This window comes from Streptomyces sp. DH37, from assembly GCF_029813835.1.
In the GTDB taxonomy this organism is placed as follows: domain Bacteria; phylum Actinomycetota; class Actinomycetes; order Streptomycetales; family Streptomycetaceae; genus Streptomyces.
In genome coordinates, this window is sequence record NZ_JARVKV010000049.1 from 1 (window position 1) to 17782 (window position 17782).

A 17782-nucleotide genomic window follows, 5' to 3' on the forward strand; every position below is an offset into this window, starting at 1 on the left:
GTCCGGCCCGGGAGCACCCCTCCCGTCAGACCTGGGCGCCGCTGTCGCCGGGCGCCCGTCCGTCCCACCGCCGGGAACCGCCCGCCGGGGACTTCCGCCTCGCGGGCCGGGGCGGCGGCGCGCTGCTGCGCGCCTCCAGCTCGATGGCGACGGGTGTCGCGGTGAACATCGAGGACCAGGTGCCCACGACGATGCCGATCAGCAGCGCGAGGGCGAAGTCGGTCAGGGTGTCGCCGCCGAGCAGGGCGAGCGTGGCCAGGATGAACAGCGCGCCCATGCCGGTGTTCACGGTGCGGGGCACGGTCTGGATGATCGCGGTGTTGGCGACCCGGGCGAAGGGCGTCCTGCCCGCGGCGCCCCACAGCTCGCGGATCCGGTCGAAGACCACCACCGAGTCGTTGACCGAGTAGCCGATCACGGTGAGCAGGGCGGCCAGGAACACCCCGTCGACCGGCTTGCCGAGCCAGGCGAAGATCCCGACGAGGATGAGCACGTCGTGGGCCATCGCCAGCACCGCCCCCACCGAGAAGGTCCAGCGGAAGCGGATCGCCAGGTAGAGCATCTGGGCGGCCAGCGCGACCCCGAGGGCGATCAGGGCGCCCCTGCGCAGCTCGTCCCCGAGGCTGGGGCCGATCAGCTCGTCGCGGACCTTCTCCGTCTCCCCGCCCAGCTCCTCGATCGTCTCGGCCACCTCGACGGCCTCGGCGTTGGACAGCTCGTCGGTGCGCACCGTGATGTCGCCGTCCCCGGAGGACTGGACGACGGCGCGGGGGAAGCCCGCGTCCGCCAGCGCCGAGCGGGCCCGTTCGGGGTCGACGGGCGAGGCGGTGGAGTACTCGATCAGACGTCCGCCGGTGAACTCCACCCCGAAGTCCAGCCCGCGCACCGCGATGCCCGAGCCGGCCAGGACGACGGCGGCCAGCGAGACGGCCAGCCAGCGCCGCCGCCGGCGCATCAGGTCCGGCTCGCGTCGGGTGATCCACTCCCGCACCCGGCCCACGCCGGCGATGCCGGTGATCCTCGGCCGCCGGCGCACCGCGCCCCGGGAGACGGCGAACTCGGCGAGCACCCGGGTGATCAGCAGGGCGCTGACCATGGAGGCGAGCACGCCGATGGACAGGGTCACGCCGAAGCCGCGCACCGGCCCGGAGGCGAAGAAGAACAGCAGCCCGGCGGCCAGCAGCGTGGTGACGTTGGAGTCGGCGATGGCGCTGAGGGCCTTGCGGAAGCCCTCCGTCAGGGCAGTGCGCAGCCCCCTGCCGCGGCGGGCGGCGTACTCCTCGCGGGCCCGTTCGAAGACGAGGACGTTGGCGTCCACGGCCATGCCGATCGCCAGCACGAAACCGGCCAGGCCCGGCAGGGTGAGGGTGGCGCCGAGCGCGACCAGCGCGGCGTAGGAGATGAGCCCGTAGCAGGCCAGGGCCACGGCGGCGAGGGCGCCCAGCAGACGGTAGACGGCGATGATGAACAGCGCGGTCAGCGCCGTGCCGATGACCGCGGCCCAGGCGCTGGCCTCGATGGCCTCCTCGCCCAGGGTCGGGCCGACGGTGCGCTGCTCGATGATCTCCACCGGCACCGGCAGGGCGCCGCCGTCGATGAGCAGGGCCAGCTCCTTGGCCTCCTCCTGGCTGAAGTTGCCGGTGATCTGGGTGGACCCGCCGGTGATGCCGGTCTCGCAGGCGACCGAGGGATCGACCTGCGGCGCGGAGATGATCTCGTCGTCCAGGACGATGGCGACCCGCCGCGCGGGGTCGCCGGGCGGTGAGCAGGCGGCCTGGCCGGTCAGCTCGGCCCAGGCGTCCTTGCCCCTGCCCCGCAGGTCGACGGTGACGTACCAGCCGCCGCCGGACTGCTGGTCGATGGCGGCCGCGGCGTCCTCCACCTCCGCCCCGGTCAGCCGGGTGGGGCCCAGCCGCAGCCGCTGCCCGGAGTCGTCGGGCAGGACGCGTTCGCCCTCCTTCGCCTCCTCCCCGGGGGCGGCGGCGCCGAGGACGGGGTGGAAGGAGAGCTGGGCGGTGCGGCCGAGGACGTCGGCGGCCTCGCGCGGGTCCTGCAGGCCGGGCAGCTCGACGATGATCCGGTTGTCCCCGGACCGGGTGATGCCCGGTTCGGCGACGCCGAGCGCGTCGACGCGGCGGCGCAGCACCTCCAGGGTGCGGTCGGTGGCCTCGCGGTCGGCCTCGGTGGTGGGCGAGTCGCGGGTCTCCAGCACGATCTGGGTGCCGCCGCGCAGGTCGAGGCCGAGCCGGGGGGACGAGGTGACCGTCAGGTAGGCGGACAGGGCGATCACGGCGAGGGCGAGGACCGCCCGCACCAGGGTGGCGCGTTTCAAGGAATGCCTCCAGCAGGGCGCCGCGGCGGGATGCCGGCCGCGGCGGTGGGACGACGGGGGACGTCAGCTGCCTGGCGGAGGTGGCGGGGCCCGGCCCGGGTGGCGTGCGGTGTGCGGGAGGTGGCCGGCGGTCTCCGGCGGGAGGGCGGAGAGTCGTATGCCCGCCGGGGGCCGGGCGAGGTGGGCGCGGGCCGGCAGGGCGGCGCCGGCGGGGTGCGGCGCGTGCCGCTCGGCCGCGGAGTCCCGGTGCAGCAGGGGGACGCGGTCGCAGCCGGCCGCGCAGGGCGCGCCGGCGGTGTGGGGGTCGGTGCGGGCGTCGGTGGGCGGCGCGGTGTGCGGCGGCTCCGCGGCGGAGGCCGCGCCGGCCGCCAGGGCGCCGAGGAGGAGGACCGCCACCGCCAGGAGCGCCCGGACCGGAGCGGCGCGGGACGCGGTGGTCCGCTGGGCCATGCCGCCTCCTCCTCCGGTCCTCTCCGGTGCTCCCCCGCGCCCTCCGCGCCCGGTCGCGTCCCCCGCGGACACGGCCCCGGGCTCAGGGCTCGATCAGTCCCGCGCGGATCGCGTAGCGGGTCAGCTCCAGGCGGTCGCGCAGCCCGAGCTTGTGCAGCATGTTCGCACGGTGCCGTTCCACGGTCTTGACGCTGATGACCAGTGTCTCGGCGATCTCCTTCGAGGAGTGGCCCTCGGCGACCAGCTTCAGTACCTCCTCCTCCCGCGCGGTGAGCACCCGTTCGGGCAGGTCACCGCCCTGCCGGACGCGGTCGAGGTAGCTGCGGATCAGCGCGGTGACCGCGCCCGGGTAGAGGAACGGCTCGCCGCGCATCGCCGCGCGGCACGCCTCGACCAGGTCGCGGTCGGCGACGGACTTCAGCACGTATCCCGAGGCCCCGGCCTTGAGCGCCTCGAAGAGGTACTGCTCGTTGTCGTACATCGACAGGATCAGGATGCGCAGCCCGGGGTGGCGGGCGGACAGCTCGCGGGCCGCCTGCAGCCCGGTCATACGGGGCATGGCGACGTCGAGGACGGCCAGGTCCGCGGGGTGTTCGCGGGCCGCGGCGACGGCCTCGGCGCCGTCCCCGGCCTCGGCGACGACGCGCAGGTCCGGTTCGCCGTCGAGGATGAGGCGCACCCCCCGGCGGACCAGCGCGTGGTCGTCGGCGAGCAGGATGCGGGTCACGGCGGGCTCCGGCGCCTTCATACGGACGCCTCCTCTCCTGTGGTGGCCGTACCGGCCTCGGGCGGGCCGGCCACGGGAACCGCCAGCCGCACCCGAGTGCCGCCGCCCGGGGCCGGGCCGATGTCCAGACCGGCGCCGACGAGCAGCGCGCGCTCCCGCATGCCGCGGATCCCGGCGCCCTCGCGGGCGGGGCCGATCCCCCGGCCGTCGTCGTCCACGCTCAGCTCCACGCCGCCGGCGGTGCGCCGCAGCCGCAGCTCCACGCTCCCGGCGTCCGCGTGGCGGGCGACGTTGGTCAGGCTCTCCTGGGCGACGCGGTACAGGACCAGCTCCCGCTCCCGGTCCAGCGGCGGCAGGGCGGTGTCGAAGCGGCGGCGCACCACCAGCCCGGTGTGGGTGGCGTAGTCGGCGGCCAGCGCGGTCAGGGCGCTGACCAGGCCGAGGTCCTCCAGGACGCCGGGACGCAGCCTGCGGGCCAGCCGCCTCACCTCGTCCAGGCTGCCCCGGGTGGTCTCCTGGGCGTGCCGGAGCTCCGCGCGCAGTTCCCGGTCGGGGGTGTGGTCCGCCGCCCGCTTCAGCTCCAGCAGCACGGCCGTCATGCTCTGGCCGACCTCGTCGTGGAGCTCCTGGGCGATGCGGCGCCGCTCGGCCTCCTGCGCCGACAGCACGCGGGCGCTGCTGGTGGCGCGCTCGGCCTCCAGCCGGTCGAGCATGGCGTTGAAGGTCCGGATCAGGTCGGCCACCCCGCCGTGTCCGGCCACCGGCAGCCGGTGGCCGGGCCGGAGCAGGTCGACCGTGGTCATCAGGCGGGTCAGCCTCTCCAGCGGGGCCAGGCCGACGCGCAGCAGGGCGGCGTTGGCCACCAGCATCACGGCCAGACCGGTGACCAGGACGACCGCCTCGGTGGCCAGCACCGGCACCGAGACGGTCACCGGCGCCCACAGCAGCAGCGCCGTGGCCGCGCCGAGCACCAGGGCGTTGAGCCCGAAGATCCGCCAGAACAGGGACACGGCGTGCACGACCTCCTCGATCACCTGTGTCCCCACCACTATCCGCCACCCGCGCGGTCCGGTCTCCGTCGCCCCGGGTCGTGCCGCGCCGGTCCGCCGCGGCGGGGCCGCCGCGGTCGAGCGGTGGCGGCACCCGCTCCCGGCCGTGCGGCCGGGGCCCCGGCCCCTCCCCCACGCGCCGCGTACACCCCGCCCCCGCCCGGGAATGGGTGGCGCCACCGATGGACCGCGGCCGGTGCGCCGTCCATGGTGGGGGCACAGGGGCGCGCGGCCCCTCGCCACGGCGGGGCCGCGCGCCCTCCCGTATGCCGTCCGCATCCCTCTGCCCGGAAGGAACACGACCGCGATGACGATCGACGCGGCCCGCTCCGAGGACCCTCCCGAACGCCTCACGGCGCACGACGTCCGCCTGCGTCTGGAGCACGAACGCAACTCCCGGCTCTCCCAGCTCACCGCCGTCGAGGAGGGCGCGGACCAGGCGTCCGCGGATCTGCTGGCGGTCCAGGCGGCCGCCGTCCGCTGGGTGCTGGAGGAGATCGACCTGGCGTTCGCCCGGCTGGACGACGGCACCTACGGGACCTGCGAGGGGTGCGGCAGCGCCATCCCCGCCGGACGGCTGGAGATCCTGCCGTACACGCGCAGCTGCGTCGGCTGCCGGCAGCGCTCCGCCTGACGGCGCGGGGGGCGCGGACACCACTCGCCCGCGCCCCCGCCGCACCCCCTCCCGTATCCCTGCTGTCTCTCCTGCTGTTCCCCCGCCGTATCCCCGCGCCGTATCCCCGCGTGCCCCCGCGCCCGTACGAGGACGTGAAGCATTGAACGACCAGGCCACCGGTGTCCACGGCGCCGGCCTCACCCCCCGGGAGCTGGCCGCGCTGCGCGAGGACCTGGAGGAGCAGCGCCGGTTCCGGCTCGACCAGCTGCGGGAGTCCGGCCGTCCACGGCCCGGCTCCCCCGCCGGGCGCGGCCGGGCCGAGGTCGAGGCCCGGATCGCGGAGTCCGCCCGGATGGTCCTCGCCGACGTGGAGGCCGCCCTGGAGCGGATGGACCGGGGCCGGTACGGCGTCTGCCTGCAGTGCGCCCGCCCCATCCCCGCGCGGCTGCTGGAGATCGTCCCGCAGGCCCGGTACTGCGCCCACTGCCGCCGGGCCGGGGAGGCGGGCCGGTGACGCCACCTCCCCTTCCGCCGCCGCTGCCGCCCCTGCGCGACCGGGCGCGGCCGGTGCGCCGCCCGCACCCGGGCCTGGCGATCGACCTGGGCAGCGCCCGCACCCGGGCGTGGCTGCCCGGGCGCGGTCTGGTCGCCGACGTCCCCACCGCGTCCGCCGCCGGCCCCGGCGGCTCCTCCCCCGTCCGGCGCGGCGCGGTCGTCGACGCCGAGGGCGCCGCGCGGCTGCTCGGCCGGCTGCTGGACGGGTACGTCCCCCGCTCCGGCCACCGCCCCGTGGTCGTCCTCACCACCCCCGTGCTGTGCGGCGACGGCGACCGCGCCGCCGCGCTCGCCGCCCTGGAGGTCCTGCGGCCCCGCGCGGTCCTGACCGTCGACGGGGTCCGGGCCGTCGCGCTGGTCACGGGCGCCGACCAGACCCGGCCGCTGCTCGTCACGGACGTCGGGGCCCGGCTCACCGAGGTCGCGCTGCTGGAGGACGGCGCCGTGGCCGCCGCCCGCCGCATCCCCCTGGGCTCCGCCGACATCGGCGGGTCCACCACCGCGGCCGCCCTCGCCGACGCGGTCGTGGAGACGGTGACCGATCTGCTGCGCGACGACCCGACCGCCCGGACGCTCGACGCGCTGGAGGGCGGCCTGCTGCTGTCGGGCGGCGGCGCCCGGCGCCCGGACGTCGTCCACCGGCTGGCCCGGCGGCTGCTCACCCCCGTCCGGCCCGCGCCCGCCCCGCACACCGCCGCCGTGCGCGGCGCCGCCGCGGCGCTGTCGGCGGCCCGCCGCCACCCCTCGCTCACCGGTCCCGCATGAGACGGCGGGGACCGCGGCGCCCGCCGCGGTCCCCGCCCGTCCGGTCCTGCTCGGCCCGGCTCCGTCCGGTCCCGTTCCGTCCGGGCCCGCTCAGCCCAGCGCCTGCGCCAGGTCCGCCACCAGGTCGTCGACGGCCTCGATGCCGACCGACAGCCGCACCAGGTCCGACGGCACCTCCAGCGCCGAGCCCGCCGCCGAGGCGTGCGTCATCCGGCCCGGGTGCTCGATCAGGGACTCCACCCCGCCCAGCGACTCGCCGAGCGTGAAGAGCTGCGCCCGGTTGCACACCTCGACCGCCGCCTCCTCGCCCCCGGCGACCCGGAAGGAGACCATGCCGCCGAAGTCGCGCATCTGCTTGGCCGCCACCTCGTGCCCGGGGTGCGTCTCCAGCCCTGGGTAGTACACCTGGGCGACCTTCGGGTGGGAGACGAGCAGTTCGGTGATCCGCGCGGCGTTGGCGCAGTGCCGGTCCATCCGCACCGCGAGCGTCTTGACGCCGCGCATCACCAGCCAGGAGTCGAACGGCCCGGCGATGGCGCCCATCGCGTTCTGGTGGAAGGCCAGTTCGTCGCCGAGGGCGTCGTCGGCGGTGACCAGCGCGCCGCCGACGACGTCGGAGTGGCCGCCCATGTACTTGGTCGTGGAGTGCACCACGACGTCCGCGCCGAGCGCGAGCGGCTGCTGGAGGTAGGGGCTGGCGAAGGTGTTGTCCACCACCAGACGGGCGCCCGCCGTCCGGGCCACGTCGGCGAGGGCGGCGATGTCGGCGATGCCCAGCAGCGGGTTGGACGGGGTCTCCACCCACACCGCCCTGGTGCGCGGGCGCAGCGCGGCGCGTACGGCCTCCGGGTCGGCGGAGTCCGCGACGTCCCACTCCACGCCCCACCGCTCGGCGACCCTGGCGAAGAGCCGGAAGGTGCCGCCGTAGGCGTCGTTGGGGATGACGACGTGGTCGCCGGGCGACAGCAGGGTCCTCAGCAGGCAGTCCTCGGCGGCCAGTCCGGAGGCGAAGGCCAGCCCGCGCCGGCCGCCCTCCAGTGCGGCGAGGTTCTCCTCCAGGGCGGTGCGGGTCGGGTTGGCGCTGCGGCTGTACTCGTAGCCGCCGCGCAGCCCGCCGACCCCGTCCTGTTTGAACGTCGACACCTGGTGGATCGGCGGCACCACCGCCCCGGTCACCGCGTCGGGTTCCTGTCCGGCGTGGATGGCGAGGGTCTCGAAGTGCTGTGCCGGGGGCCGTGCCGCGTCATGGGCCGCGTCATGTGCCGCGTTCTGCGCCGCGTCGCGCGCTGCGTGCTGGTCGTTCATGGCCACGAGCCTAGCCCCGCGGGCCGTACGGTGGAGGCATGGAAGCCCTGCTGTTCCTCATCGCCACCGCCGCCGTCATCGGGCTGCTCATCGTGCCCGCGGTCCGCCGCCGCCGCGAACTGCGGGACTCCGGGGGACTCGCCGTCCGGGCCGCCGGCGATCCGGACCGCTACGGCCTCGTGCCGCCCGAGCGGCTCGACGTCCGGCTGCCCGGCCCCGACCGGGAGCTGATCGAGGCGCTGGAGGAGACCCAGCGGACCCAGGACTGGCGGCCCGTCGCCCGGCTGCTCGCGCTGACCGGCGACGAGTGGGAACTGCGCTGGCAGCGCGTGCAGTCGCTGGCGGGCGCGGCGGCCGTGGAGCTGGCGCGGTCGCGCACGGCGCCCGCGCCCGCGCAGGAGCCCGCGCCGGGAGCCGCGCGGGAGGCCGCACAGGAGCCCGCGCAGGAAGACGCCCCGGCGCGCGCCCACTCCCTCTCCAAGGACCGGCCGCAGGCCCCGGCCCCCTCCGCCGACGCGCGCTGGCTGCGGGACTGGCGCACCTCCTCCCCGCGCGACGCGGGCTGCGCGCAGGTGTACGCGCAGTTCCTGGTCTGGCAGGCGCTGGGCGACACCGGCTCGGCCGACCGGCGGATCATCCTGGAGGAGGCCCGCGAGATCGCCCGCGAGGCGATCCGGCTGGCCCCGGCCGACCCCACCGCGTACATCACCGAGCTGTTCGCCGCCCGCGCGCTGGGCGTGCGCCGCCCCGAGTTCGAGGCGCTGTGGGAGGAGGTGCGCAGGCGGGCCCCGCACCACATGGGCGCGCACCTGGTGGCGCTGCCGTACTGGTCCGCCCGGGGCCACGGTTCCAAGGAGGACGCCTACGCCTTCGCGCAGCGCGCGGCGGGCGAGGCCCCCGAGGGCAGCCTGCTCCCGGCCCTGCCGCTCTTCGCGGTCTACGACCACCTGCCGGAGGCCAACATGGTGCGCGGCCTCTACCAGAGCGCCGTCGTCGAGCAGGCGATCGCGGGCGCCCTGTACGCCCTGCACCACGCCCCCGCCGGCCACCCCGTCGCCCCGCACGTGCGCCACCTGCTGCTGTGCTTCCTGGTGCGCGCCGAGCGGTACGCGGAGGCCGTGGAACAGGTGCGGGCCGTCGATGGTTATGTCGGTGCGCTGCCCTGGGTCGACGGCGGCGACCCGGCGGCGGAGTACGCGGCGTACCGCGCCCTGGCGGTCGCCGGCTACGAGAGCCTGGGCGGCGGCGCGGCGCACACCCCGCCGGAGCGCTGAGGCGTAAGGGGGACGCACCGGGCGGACCCACCAGGCGGCACCGGGCCCACGAGGCCCGCCGAGGCCACGAGGAGAGTTGACCATGCTGTTCGGCCACTTCAAGAAGTCCCTCCCCACCCCGGAGGAGGCCCTCAGGGGCCGCCCGGAGCGCCCCTACACCGTCCCGGAGACCCACACGGTCCTGGGCAACCCCCTGCTGGGCCCGTATCCGGAGGGCCTGGAGGTGGCCGACTTCGGCCTGGGCTGCTTCTGGGGCGCGGAGCGCAAGTTCTGGCAGACGGACGGGGTGTGGACCACCCTGGCGGGCTACCAGGGCGGCCACACCGAGAACCCGACGTACGAGGAGGTCTGCTCGGGCCTGACCGGGCACACCGAGGCCGTCCGCGTCGTCTTCGACCCGTCGAAGGTCGCCTACGAGGACCTGCTGAGGCTCTTCTGGGAGTCCCACGACCCCACCCAGGGCTTCCGCCAGGGCAACGACGTGGGCACCCAGTACCGCTCGGCGGTCTACACCCACTCCGCCGAGCAGGAGGCCGCGGCGAAGGCGTCGCGCGACGCGTACCAGCCGGTGCTGACCTCCTCCGGCTACGGCGAGATCACCACGGAGATCCTCCCGGCCGGCCCCTTCTACCCGGCGGAGGCGTACCACCAGCAGTACCTGGACAAGAACCCCGCCGGCTACTGCGGCATCGGCGGCACGGGCGTCAAGCTAAGTGCCCCGTCGGAGACGAACTGGGGCCGCTCCTGCCCGACCGGCATCGCTCCGGCCGACGGCTGACCGACACGCCCTGTCCTCGTCGTGGCTGCTTCTCTCTGGGTACGGTCGGGCTGATGTCCGCTGCGTGCCGTCGTCTGCCTCGGCGGCGCGCGGCCAGTCACGACCTTGGGGAGTTGGTTCGGCATGCCGTCCGACGCTGCACGGGAGTCGGAAGAGGGGTTCACGTCGGAGGGGGCCGCCCGGGTGATGGCTGCGGCCTGCCGGTCCGCCGGACTCGACAGCGACGGCGCGCGGTTGATCCGCTTCGGAGAGAACGCCCTCTTCCGGCTGGCGGCGCATCCGGTGATCGTGCGCATCGCGCGGTCCACCGACTACCTGCCCTCGGTGCGCAGAGAGGTGGCGGTCTCGCGCTGGCTGGCCGAGGAGGGCTTCCCGGCCGCGCGCACCGTGGACGACCTGGAACAGCCGGTGGTCGTCGCCGGCCGCCCGGTGACCTTCTGGCACCTGATCGAGGAGGGCGACCGGAAACCCACCTACGGGGAGCTGGGCGGCCTGCTGCGGGACCTGCACGCGATGCGGCTCCCCGCCGGCCTGGAGCTGCCTGCCTACGACGCCTTCGGCCGTACCGACCTGCGGGTCGAGAAGGCGGCGGGGATACCGGAGGACGACCGGGAGTTCCTGCGCAAGCGGGGCCGTGAGCTGCGCGACCGGCTGGCAGAGCTGCGCTTCGACTCCCCCAGGGGACCGGTCCACGGTGATGCCCACGTGCAGAACCTCATGGTGGACTCCGGCGGCCGGACGCTCCTGATCGACTTCGAGAACTTCAGCCACGACCATCCGGAGTGGGACCTGATGGTCACCGCCACCGAGCACCACAGCCTGGGGTGGCAGACGGCGGAGCAGTACGCGGCGTTCGTCGGGGCGTACGGCCGGGACCTGCGGGACTGGGAAGGCTTTCCGGTCCTGCGTGGCATTCAAGAGTTCCAGATGACGACCTGGCTCATGCAGAACATCGCCGAGGGACCTGCGGTGGCCGAGGAGTATGCACGGCGCATCGCGTCCCTGCGGGACGATGACGCGCCCCGGAACTGGCAGCCGGGCTGACCGGCCGACCGTCCTCGTCGCGCTACTCGTCGTCCAGCTCGGCCAGGGCGTCGCGCACCTGCTCGTTGAAGCGCTGGACGGCGGGGTTCTGGGCGTACGCGGACACCTCGCGCTGGAAGTCGGTGACGTACCGCAGGAAGCGGGCCGACTGGAGCGCGTCCCCGTCCTCGACGGCCAGCGTCGCCGTGTCCACGGCTGCTTCCAGCTCGCCGTTGAGCAACTGGCTCTGGGCGAGCACCATCCGGCAGAACCCGAGTGTGCGGGCGTACTTCGGATCGGTGATGGCGACGGCGCGTTCGGCGAAGCGCACGGCCTCGGCGCCCTGGCCCAAATCGCGGAAGCAGTGGCAGAACTCCCCGTACAGCTCGGCCTCGTCCATGTAGGACAGCCAGTCGGGGTCGTTGGCGGTGTCGGCCCGCTCGAAGTACCGCTCGGCCTCGTTCATGGCGCGGGCCGCTGCCGTGCGGTCCTGCGCGGTGGACAAGGCACGGGCCTCGTGGGCGGCGAACAGGGCCATGGCGCGCGGTGTGGCCCGTCCCCGGCCGCCTTCGAGCGATGCGCGGGCGAGCTGGACGGCGCGGGGCGCCTGGCCGAGGTAGTTGGCCTGGTGGCTCATGTTGGTGAGGATGCGGGCGCCCATCATCCGGTCGTCGATGACCTGGGTGAGCCGCAAGGTGGCGATCATGTAGCGGTTGGCCAGGGTGTGGTTGCCGGTGTCGTACGCGGTCCACGCGAGAAGCTGCGCGATCTCCGTCGCGGCCTCGAAGAGGGCCTTGCCCACACGCTCGCTGTAGCTGGCGCCGAGCAGCGGGAGGACGTCCTCGCGGAAGTAGTGGCGCAGCGCCTTGTGTCCGTGTCCGCCCCCGAACTTGAAGTCGAGGTGCATGAACATCTCCGCGGCCGTCCGCATGGCGGCCACGTCCCGCATGCCGACACGGCGGGCGCCGGGGGCGTCGGCGGTGAGTCCGTCCGCTCGGGAGACCAGCCACGACAGGACGGCCGAGTTGACGTCGCCCTCGGGTAACAGGTCCGCGCCGGTTTGGGCGTCCTCGGGGCGGAACTGGGTGAGGGTGTCCAGGTGACCGAGCGCTTCGGACAGCGAGTGCGCGTAGCCGGCGTTCCCGGCGGGCGCGGCCGGTGCCATCTCGGTGAACCCGAGATCGGACGGCGTGATCCTCCGCCCCAGCTTCTCGCTCAGCGCTTCCGCCAGGAATGCGGCCGTCTGCGGCTGGATGCCGCCACCGTCCAACCAGCGCTGGACGGAAACGTGAGTGGTCCCGAGGTGGACGCCTCGCCGTGCGGCGATGTCCCGTACTCGTCTGGCCAGTCCCTTGTTGGATGCTCCGGCCTCGGCCATGACGGCGACCAGTCGGTGATTCGGCTCCCTGCGCATGCTCCCCTGCCCTCCCGAGAAGGCGTCAGGCGGCCATCGTTACACGGGGATTGCTCCTGCGGTCAGGGGGTTCATTGGTGAACCCCCCGCCTCTCCGTGAACCCCCGGGCGTGCACATGGACCCCTCGGCGATCACTCCCACCTGCGTGAAACCCGCCTTTGACTGTTCTCACACGACGGCGGGGCGCCGCTCCCGCCGATGGGTCGAAGGGGTACGCCATGGAGACGCGCGAAGCAGTACATGAGCCGTTCCTGCGGACGGCGGGCCGCACTCCCCTGGAGCCTGCGTCGCTGGCGGCGGCCGAGCGCTTCCGCGCGGTCATACTCGATGCGGAGTCGCCGGACACCGCGCACGTCGCGCGTCGTACGGCGGCCGAGGTGCTCGATGACTGGGAGCTGCGGCACCTGGCGGACGACGTGACGCTGTGCGTCTCGGAACTGGTCGGCAACGCCGTGCACCACGCCACCCCGGACGGCTGGCAGGACGGGCTCGGCGGGGAGCGGCGCATCTCCGTCGCCTTCCGGGCCTGGCCGAAGTGGTTGTTCGTGGAGGTCTGCGACCAGGACTCCACCCCGCCGATGCTGCCGACCGGGGACCTCCCCGATCCGCTGGCCTCCGCCGTCCCGTCCGAGATGACGCTGCCGGACCACGGGCGCGGCCTGCTCATCGTGCAGAACCTCGCCGATGCGACCTGGTGGGCGCCTCGGGACAGCGGCGGCAAGAGCGTCTTCTGCCGCTTCGACCTGAGCGGCGGGGCCGGCTGATGACCGGCCCCTCACAGACTCCGCAGACGTCACAGGCAGCCGGACCCCGATGGGTGCTCATGGGTCCGGGTGGCGTCCTCGGAGACCGCCCGGAGACTGACTGGCCTTGCTCCGGCGCGGTGGGCGGCTTCCCGGTGGATGGGGTCCCCCGTCCCTCCTCGGGGAGCCGCCCGGCACGACACACAGCGAAGAGCGGAAGGGATACCGATGCTGGCAGCGCTGGTACGTCGGGGCGACCTGGTCCGAGCACAGGGCCAGTGGCAGGAGGTCAAAGCAGTACGCAGACAGCCGTACGGCTCCTGCGGCCCGACCGTGACCTTCATTTTCAAGCGCGGTCCGGCCTTACGGCTCCGCACGGGCGCGAACGTGCCGGTGCGGCGGGCCGACCGGGAGACGCGCCGATGACCGTCCGCTCACGGATGCGGTTCGTGCACTGGTCCCTGAGTATCGACCTGGACAACGGCACCCCGGCCTACGAAGCGGCGTGCACGACGTGTGACGCCACCTCGGGGCCGTCCGCCGACAAGCGAACCTCTGAGCTGTGGTGCCTGCGCCACGCGGGCCGCACCGGTCACACAGGCTTCCGGGCCACCATCACGAGCCGCTTCCGCGCCACACCGCTGGAAGGTCCTCGGCCGCCCTGAGTCGGGACGGAACCGCACCACCACAGACGACACAACCGGGCCACCCCCTCAACCCTGGCAGGCGCTGGGGTGGCCCGGCGGAGATCCCGGAGGACCCCGGTGCCGATGGTACCGGGGCACTTCGGCGTGCCCTCGACCAACTCGGCCTCGAAGCAGCGCAGTTCAGGCGACCACCTGGGAGAGGGGCACGGGCCGATGCACGACCCGGAGGAGACAGGTTTCACAAGCGACGGGCTCGACCTCGACGCAGCGCTGTGGGTCCGCGGCGTCGACTACCTGTCGGGCTGGCGGGAAGCGACGGACGCCGCGCGGGAACTGGCCGATGCGCTGGAAGCTGCGGGCGTGGAAGCAGCCGACATACAGCTTCGAGCGGACACAGACCCGGACGGCTCCGGAGCCGTCACCCTGAAATGCTCCCCCGAGGTCGCACGGAAGGTAGCCAGGCTGGTGGGATAGCGGGGGTGCTGCCTCCGCTGATGTGCTGCACCGCCCACTGATCACCGCTTTACAAGTTCGATCACCGAGCTGCGTGGCCTGCTCGGCTCTCTCGCCTCTGGAGGCTCTTGATCCTCCTGCGGCTGTCTCGATCCACGGCCGTCCGGGGGCGTTGATGTCAACTGGTGATGTCAGTCAGGCAGACATCAATCAGGCAAAAGAAGCGGCTGCACGACCTGAGAGGGGAGCTTCCCAAACAACCTGACGCATGGTCATATACCCATATAGCGACGGGTGTTAAGATCGCACCTCTGGGTGATCTTGGGGGGAAGCGTGCCTGACGGTTTGTACGACTGGCTTCTCGAAGCCGTGTCGGAGTTCGGCCGGTCATGCAAGATGAAGCTCGCTGGCGGGGGCGGTCCCGAGGCTGCGATACGCAGCCCCCTAGAAGCACTCCTCAAGGCTGTAGGGGATCACCACTCTCTCCACGAAGTGACCTGGCACGACGAGGTGTCGATCCCCGAGCTCGGAGTGCGCCCGGACTACGCCCTCCAAGTCAACGGACTTGTGACCGGCTACATCGAGGTTAAAAAACCAGGCCTCAGCATCGACCCCGAGGGCTTCACCGGACGCAACAAAGCGCAGTGGGAACGACTCCGTGACCTGCCCAACCTGCTTTACACCAATGGCACCGAATGGCGTCTGTTCCATCACGGAGACCAGCTCGGCGAAACCGTCCGGTTTACCGGCGCCCTGAGGAGTGCAGGGGAGCGACTCGAACCCACCGACCCAGCGGCGTTCGACGCGCTTATGCGGACATTCCTGCTCTGGTCTCCTCCCCCCATACGCCAAGTTTCCCGACTCGTACAGCACATCGCTCCGCTCTGCCGCCTACTGCGTGCCGCTGTTCTGGAACAGTTGGCTGCCGAGGCGAAATCCTCCGCAGCCGAAGACGACGTACGCGCCCGGCCGTTCTCCGGACTCAAGAGCGACTGGCGCAAACTGCTGTTCCCCTCCGCGGACGACGCGACGTTCGCGGACGGCTACGCACAAGCCGTGACCTTCGCCTTGTTGCTGGCCCACACCGAGGACATTCCCCTCACCGAGAGCAGCCTTCACGAGATCGGCCGCAGGCTGGACGCCGACCACGCTCTCATGGGCAAAGCCCTTCAGTTGCTCACCGACAACATCAACGAACGCTTCGAGGTGACCCTAAACCTGTTGACGCGCACCGTCAGTTGCGTTGACTGGCCGGCCATCCGTCGAGGCAACCGAGACGCGTACCTGCATCTGTACGAAAACTTTCTCACCGTATACGACGGCAAGCTGCGCCAGAAAAGCGGCTCGTACTACACACCTCGTGAGGTGGTGGAGGAGATGGTCCGCCTCACCGAGGAAGTACTGCGCACTCGGCTCGGCAAAACGCAGGGTTACGCCGAGGACAGTGTGCGGATCGTCGACCCGGCCATGGGGACAGGGACTTTTCTTCACACAATCATCGAGAGAGTCGCTGCACAATCTTCCGAGCGACATGGCCCCGCTATGGCACGAGATGCCATCGGCCAGCTTGCGCGGCGTCTGTATGGTTTCGAGCTACAGATGGGGCCCTTTGCTGTCGCCGAAATGCGTGCATCCGACCTTTTGAAGCGCCACCAGACGCCACTACCCGAGGGTGGACTCAACCTTTTCGTCACAGACACACTGGACAACCCTTTCGTGGAGGAGCAGGAGTTGGCCTCCACCTATGGCGTCCTCTCCGCCTCACGAAAGCGCGCAAACAGGGTGAAGGGGAAGATCCCTGTCACCGTGGTGATCGGAAACCCGCCGTATGACGACAAGGCAGAGAACCGTGGTGGATGGATAGAAAAACGCCCCAAAGGACAGGAGCCACCCCTACTCGACACCTTCCGATACCCGGGCAATGGCCGGTACGAGCACGTACTCAAGAACATGTACGTGTACTTCTGGCGTTGGGCAACATGGAAGGTTTTCGATGCTCACGAAACCGATCAACACGGAGTAATCTGCTTCATTACTCCATCTGGCTTCGCCACCGGTCCCGGCGGACGGGGCATGCGCGATTACTTGCGGCGTACCTGCGACGAGGGCTGGATCATCAACCTCTCCCCCGAGGGACAGCGCGCGGACGTGAGCACCCGCATCTTCCCGAAAGTGGCCCAGCCCTTGGCTATCTGCATCTTTGTACGCCGGGCCGACGCGCACCCTGAACGTCCTGCTCGTATCCACTACCGGACTGTCGCGGGCAAGCGCGCAGAAAAGTTCCAACAGCTTAAAGAAATCCGGTTGGATGATGGCGGATGGCGCGAGGCGCACCACGAGAATGTATGCCCGTTCACCCCTGTCACGCAGTCCGGCTGGGATGACTTCCCCGCCCTGAACGACCTCTTCCCTTGGAGCAGCCTAGGAGTAACATCGAACCGATCCTGGGTGAGTTCCCCCTCAGCCGAGACCCTGCGTCGTCGCTGGGCCCGACTGATCCGCGAAGACGATCCGGTCGAGAAGGCTGAACTTTTCAAAGTGACTGATGGCCGCACTCTCGACCGGAAGAGGGACCCGCTTCCGGGAAGGCCAGCCCATCAGCTCCCGATCGGGGAGGAGACCTCCACCGTTCCCGGTCTGCTCCGCGTCGCTCTGCGCAGTTTCGACCGACAGTGGCTAATCGCCGACAACCGCGTCCTCGACCGTCCGCGCCCCGACCTGTGGGCGGCGCTCCGGGAGGGGCAGCTTTTCCTAAATCAGCAGTCCTCGCATGAAATCGATTCTGGCCCTGCGGTAGTGGCAACCGCCCTGATCCCCGATACCCACCATTTCAACGGGCGAGGCGGCAGGATCATGCCGATCCTGCACCCCGATGGTTCCGCCAACGTCCCCGCCGGCCTGCTGGTGCATCTTGCCCACGAACTCGGCTTGAAGCAGGTCACCGTCCAGGACCTGGCGGCCTATACGATTGCCGTAGCTGGGCACACGGTCTTCACCGAGCAGTTCACCGAAGAACTTCTTACCCCCGGCGTACGACTGCCGATCACCCGAAACCGGGAGACTTGGCAAAAGGCTGTCAGAATCGGCGCCGAGGTGCTATGGGCCTCTACCTACGGCGAATGCTGCCCGGATCCGGGAAATGCCCGCCCCGCCAAGGACGTCACTTTCCCTCAGGGGGACCGACGTCAGATTCGATATCTTACTCACATTGGCGCAGGAGTCCCGGAAAAGATTCGATACGACTCCAAGACACAAACGCTGCATGTCGGTGAAGGGTCCTTCGCGCCAGTCCCCGAGGAAGTGTGGGCCTTCGATGTCGGCGGCATGCCAGTGCTGCGAAAGTGGTTCGGTTATCGTAAGTCCTCCCCCAACAGCAAGAAAACGAGTCCTCTTGACGACATCCATGTCGACAGCTGGCCGAGCGAGTGGACGACCGAACTCATCGAGTTGCTGTCCGTACTGCGCCGCTTGGTTGACCTGATGCCCGACCAGCGAGATCTGCTCGCAGAGGTCCTGGCTGGTCCGGTCGTGACGGAGGAGGAGCTCGAGGCCGCCGGAGTGCTCCCGGTGCAGGATGCCGCGCGTAAGGCTCGGCACGATGCCACAGAAGGACTCTTTGCAGGACAAGACGAAGTTTCCTGAAGCACAGG

15 protein-coding genes are annotated in these 17782 nt (G+C 71.8%); 9 read left to right on the top strand and 6 right to left on the bottom strand.

Annotated features, from left to right (window positions below; translation table 11 throughout):
* Positions 1-25 precede the first annotated feature (25 nt).
* The 4 genes from secD to QC029_RS21665 all read right to left on the bottom strand — a co-directional run bounded on the left by secD (position 26) and on the right by QC029_RS21665 (position 4519).
* Positions 26-2332 (bottom strand): protein translocase subunit SecD, encoded by a 2307-nt coding sequence (gene secD / locus QC029_RS21650; protein WP_279557400.1) that lies wholly within the window; start codon positions 2330-2332, stop codon positions 26-28.
* 63 nt (positions 2333-2395) lie between these two features.
* Positions 2396-2782, bottom strand: a complete 387-nt coding sequence (locus QC029_RS21655) for a hypothetical protein (RefSeq protein WP_279557401.1) — start codon at positions 2780-2782, stop codon at positions 2396-2398.
* Between the two features lie 82 nt (positions 2783-2864).
* Complete coding sequence (locus QC029_RS21660; protein WP_279557402.1) at positions 2865-3530, bottom strand: response regulator transcription factor; 666 nt, start codon at positions 3528-3530, stop codon at positions 2865-2867.
* A complete protein-coding gene (locus tag QC029_RS21665) occupies positions 3527-4519 on the bottom strand; it encodes a sensor histidine kinase (RefSeq protein ID WP_279557438.1) in 993 nt (330 codons plus the stop codon). The genes QC029_RS21660 and QC029_RS21665 overlap by 4 nt, the downstream gene beginning before the upstream one ends.
* Positions 4520-4865: 346 nt before the next feature.
* On the opposite strand from QC029_RS21665, the gene QC029_RS21670 reads away from it, so the two are divergent.
* The 3 genes from QC029_RS21670 (at position 4866) to QC029_RS21680 (ending at position 6494) form a co-directional block, all read left to right on the top strand.
* Positions 4866-5192 carry a TraR/DksA C4-type zinc finger protein gene (locus tag QC029_RS21670; protein WP_279557403.1) on the top strand — a complete coding sequence of 109 codons (327 nt, stop codon included), beginning with the start codon at positions 4866-4868 and terminating at the stop codon, positions 5190-5192.
* A 142-nt stretch (positions 5193-5334) separates the two neighbouring features.
* Positions 5335-5688 carry a TraR/DksA family transcriptional regulator gene (locus tag QC029_RS21675; RefSeq protein WP_279557404.1) on the top strand — a complete coding sequence of 118 codons (354 nt, stop codon included), beginning with the start codon at positions 5335-5337 and terminating at the stop codon, positions 5686-5688.
* On the top strand, positions 5685-6494 hold the full coding sequence (locus tag QC029_RS21680) for a rod shape-determining protein (protein ID WP_279557405.1): 810 nt from the start codon (positions 5685-5687) through the stop codon (positions 6492-6494). Before QC029_RS21675 ends, QC029_RS21680 begins: the two co-directional genes overlap by 4 nt.
* 90 nt (positions 6495-6584) lie before the next feature.
* Here the strand turns inward: QC029_RS21680 and QC029_RS21685 are convergent, their stop codons facing one another.
* A complete protein-coding gene (locus QC029_RS21685) occupies positions 6585-7799 on the bottom strand; it encodes a cystathionine gamma-synthase (protein WP_279557406.1) in 1215 nt (404 codons plus the stop codon).
* Positions 7800-7837: 38 nt separating this feature from the next.
* On the opposite strand from QC029_RS21685, the gene QC029_RS21690 reads away from it, so the two are divergent.
* The 3 genes from QC029_RS21690 to QC029_RS21700 all read left to right on the top strand — a co-directional run bounded on the left by QC029_RS21690 (position 7838) and on the right by QC029_RS21700 (position 10895).
* On the top strand, positions 7838-9073 hold the full coding sequence (locus tag QC029_RS21690; RefSeq protein ID WP_279557407.1) for a hypothetical protein: 1236 nt from the start codon (positions 7838-7840) through the stop codon (positions 9071-9073).
* 82 nt (positions 9074-9155) lie between these two features.
* Entirely contained in the window at positions 9156-9851 is a 696-nt protein-coding gene (gene msrA / locus QC029_RS21695) for a peptide-methionine (S)-S-oxide reductase MsrA (protein WP_279557408.1), read from the top strand.
* A gap of 123 nt (positions 9852-9974) precedes the next feature.
* The gene (locus QC029_RS21700; RefSeq protein ID WP_279557409.1) at positions 9975-10895 is read left to right on the top strand and encodes a phosphotransferase enzyme family protein; all 921 of its coding nucleotides are present in this window, start codon (positions 9975-9977) and stop codon (positions 10893-10895) included.
* Positions 10896-10917: 22 nt separating this feature from the next.
* On the opposite strand, the gene QC029_RS21705 is transcribed toward QC029_RS21700, so the two are convergent.
* Positions 10918-12288, bottom strand: coding sequence for a sporulation protein (locus QC029_RS21705; protein WP_279557410.1), 1371 nt, complete (start codon positions 12286-12288; stop codon positions 10918-10920).
* A gap of 219 nt (positions 12289-12507) precedes the next feature.
* On the opposite strand from QC029_RS21705, the gene QC029_RS21710 reads away from it, so the two are divergent.
* The 3 genes from QC029_RS21710 to QC029_RS21720 all read left to right on the top strand — a co-directional run bounded on the left by QC029_RS21710 (position 12508) and on the right by QC029_RS21720 (position 17774).
* Positions 12508-13053, top strand: a complete 546-nt coding sequence (locus tag QC029_RS21710; protein ID WP_279557411.1) for an anti-sigma regulatory factor — start codon at positions 12508-12510, stop codon at positions 13051-13053.
* 839 nt (positions 13054-13892) lie between these two features.
* Complete coding sequence (locus tag QC029_RS21715; RefSeq protein WP_279557412.1) at positions 13893-14153, top strand: hypothetical protein; 261 nt, start codon at positions 13893-13895, stop codon at positions 14151-14153.
* 471 nt (positions 14154-14624) lie between these two features.
* Positions 14625-17774: a type ISP restriction/modification enzyme gene (locus QC029_RS21720; protein WP_279557413.1), complete on the top strand. Its 3150-nt coding sequence runs from the start codon at positions 14625-14627 to the stop codon at positions 17772-17774.
* Positions 17775-17782 lie beyond the last annotated feature (8 nt).

Bases quoted from the DNA above. Each gene is read 5' to 3' on its own strand.
- QC029_RS21655 (WP_279557401.1), bottom strand. From the start codon at position 2,782: ATGGCCCAGCGGACCACCGCGTCCCGCGCCGCTCCGGTCCGGGCGCTC.
- QC029_RS21660 (WP_279557402.1), bottom strand. From the start codon at position 3,530: ATGAAGGCGCCGGAGCCCGCCGTGACCCGCATCCTGCTCGCCGACGAC.
- QC029_RS21670 (WP_279557403.1), top strand. From the start codon at position 4,866: ATGACGATCGACGCGGCCCGCTCCGAGGACCCTCCCGAACGCCTCACG.
- QC029_RS21685 (WP_279557406.1), bottom strand. From the start codon at position 7,799: ATGAACGACCAGCACGCAGCGCGCGACGCGGCGCAGAACGCGGCACAT.
- QC029_RS21690 (WP_279557407.1), top strand. From the start codon at position 7,838: ATGGAAGCCCTGCTGTTCCTCATCGCCACCGCCGCCGTCATCGGGCTG.
- msrA (WP_279557408.1), top strand. From the start codon at position 9,156: ATGCTGTTCGGCCACTTCAAGAAGTCCCTCCCCACCCCGGAGGAGGCC.
- QC029_RS21700 (WP_279557409.1), top strand. From the start codon at position 9,975: ATGCCGTCCGACGCTGCACGGGAGTCGGAAGAGGGGTTCACGTCGGAG.
- QC029_RS21705 (WP_279557410.1), bottom strand. From the start codon at position 12,288: ATGCGCAGGGAGCCGAATCACCGACTGGTCGCCGTCATGGCCGAGGCC.
- QC029_RS21710 (WP_279557411.1), top strand. From the start codon at position 12,508: ATGGAGACGCGCGAAGCAGTACATGAGCCGTTCCTGCGGACGGCGGGC.
- QC029_RS21715 (WP_279557412.1), top strand. From the start codon at position 13,893: ATGCACGACCCGGAGGAGACAGGTTTCACAAGCGACGGGCTCGACCTC.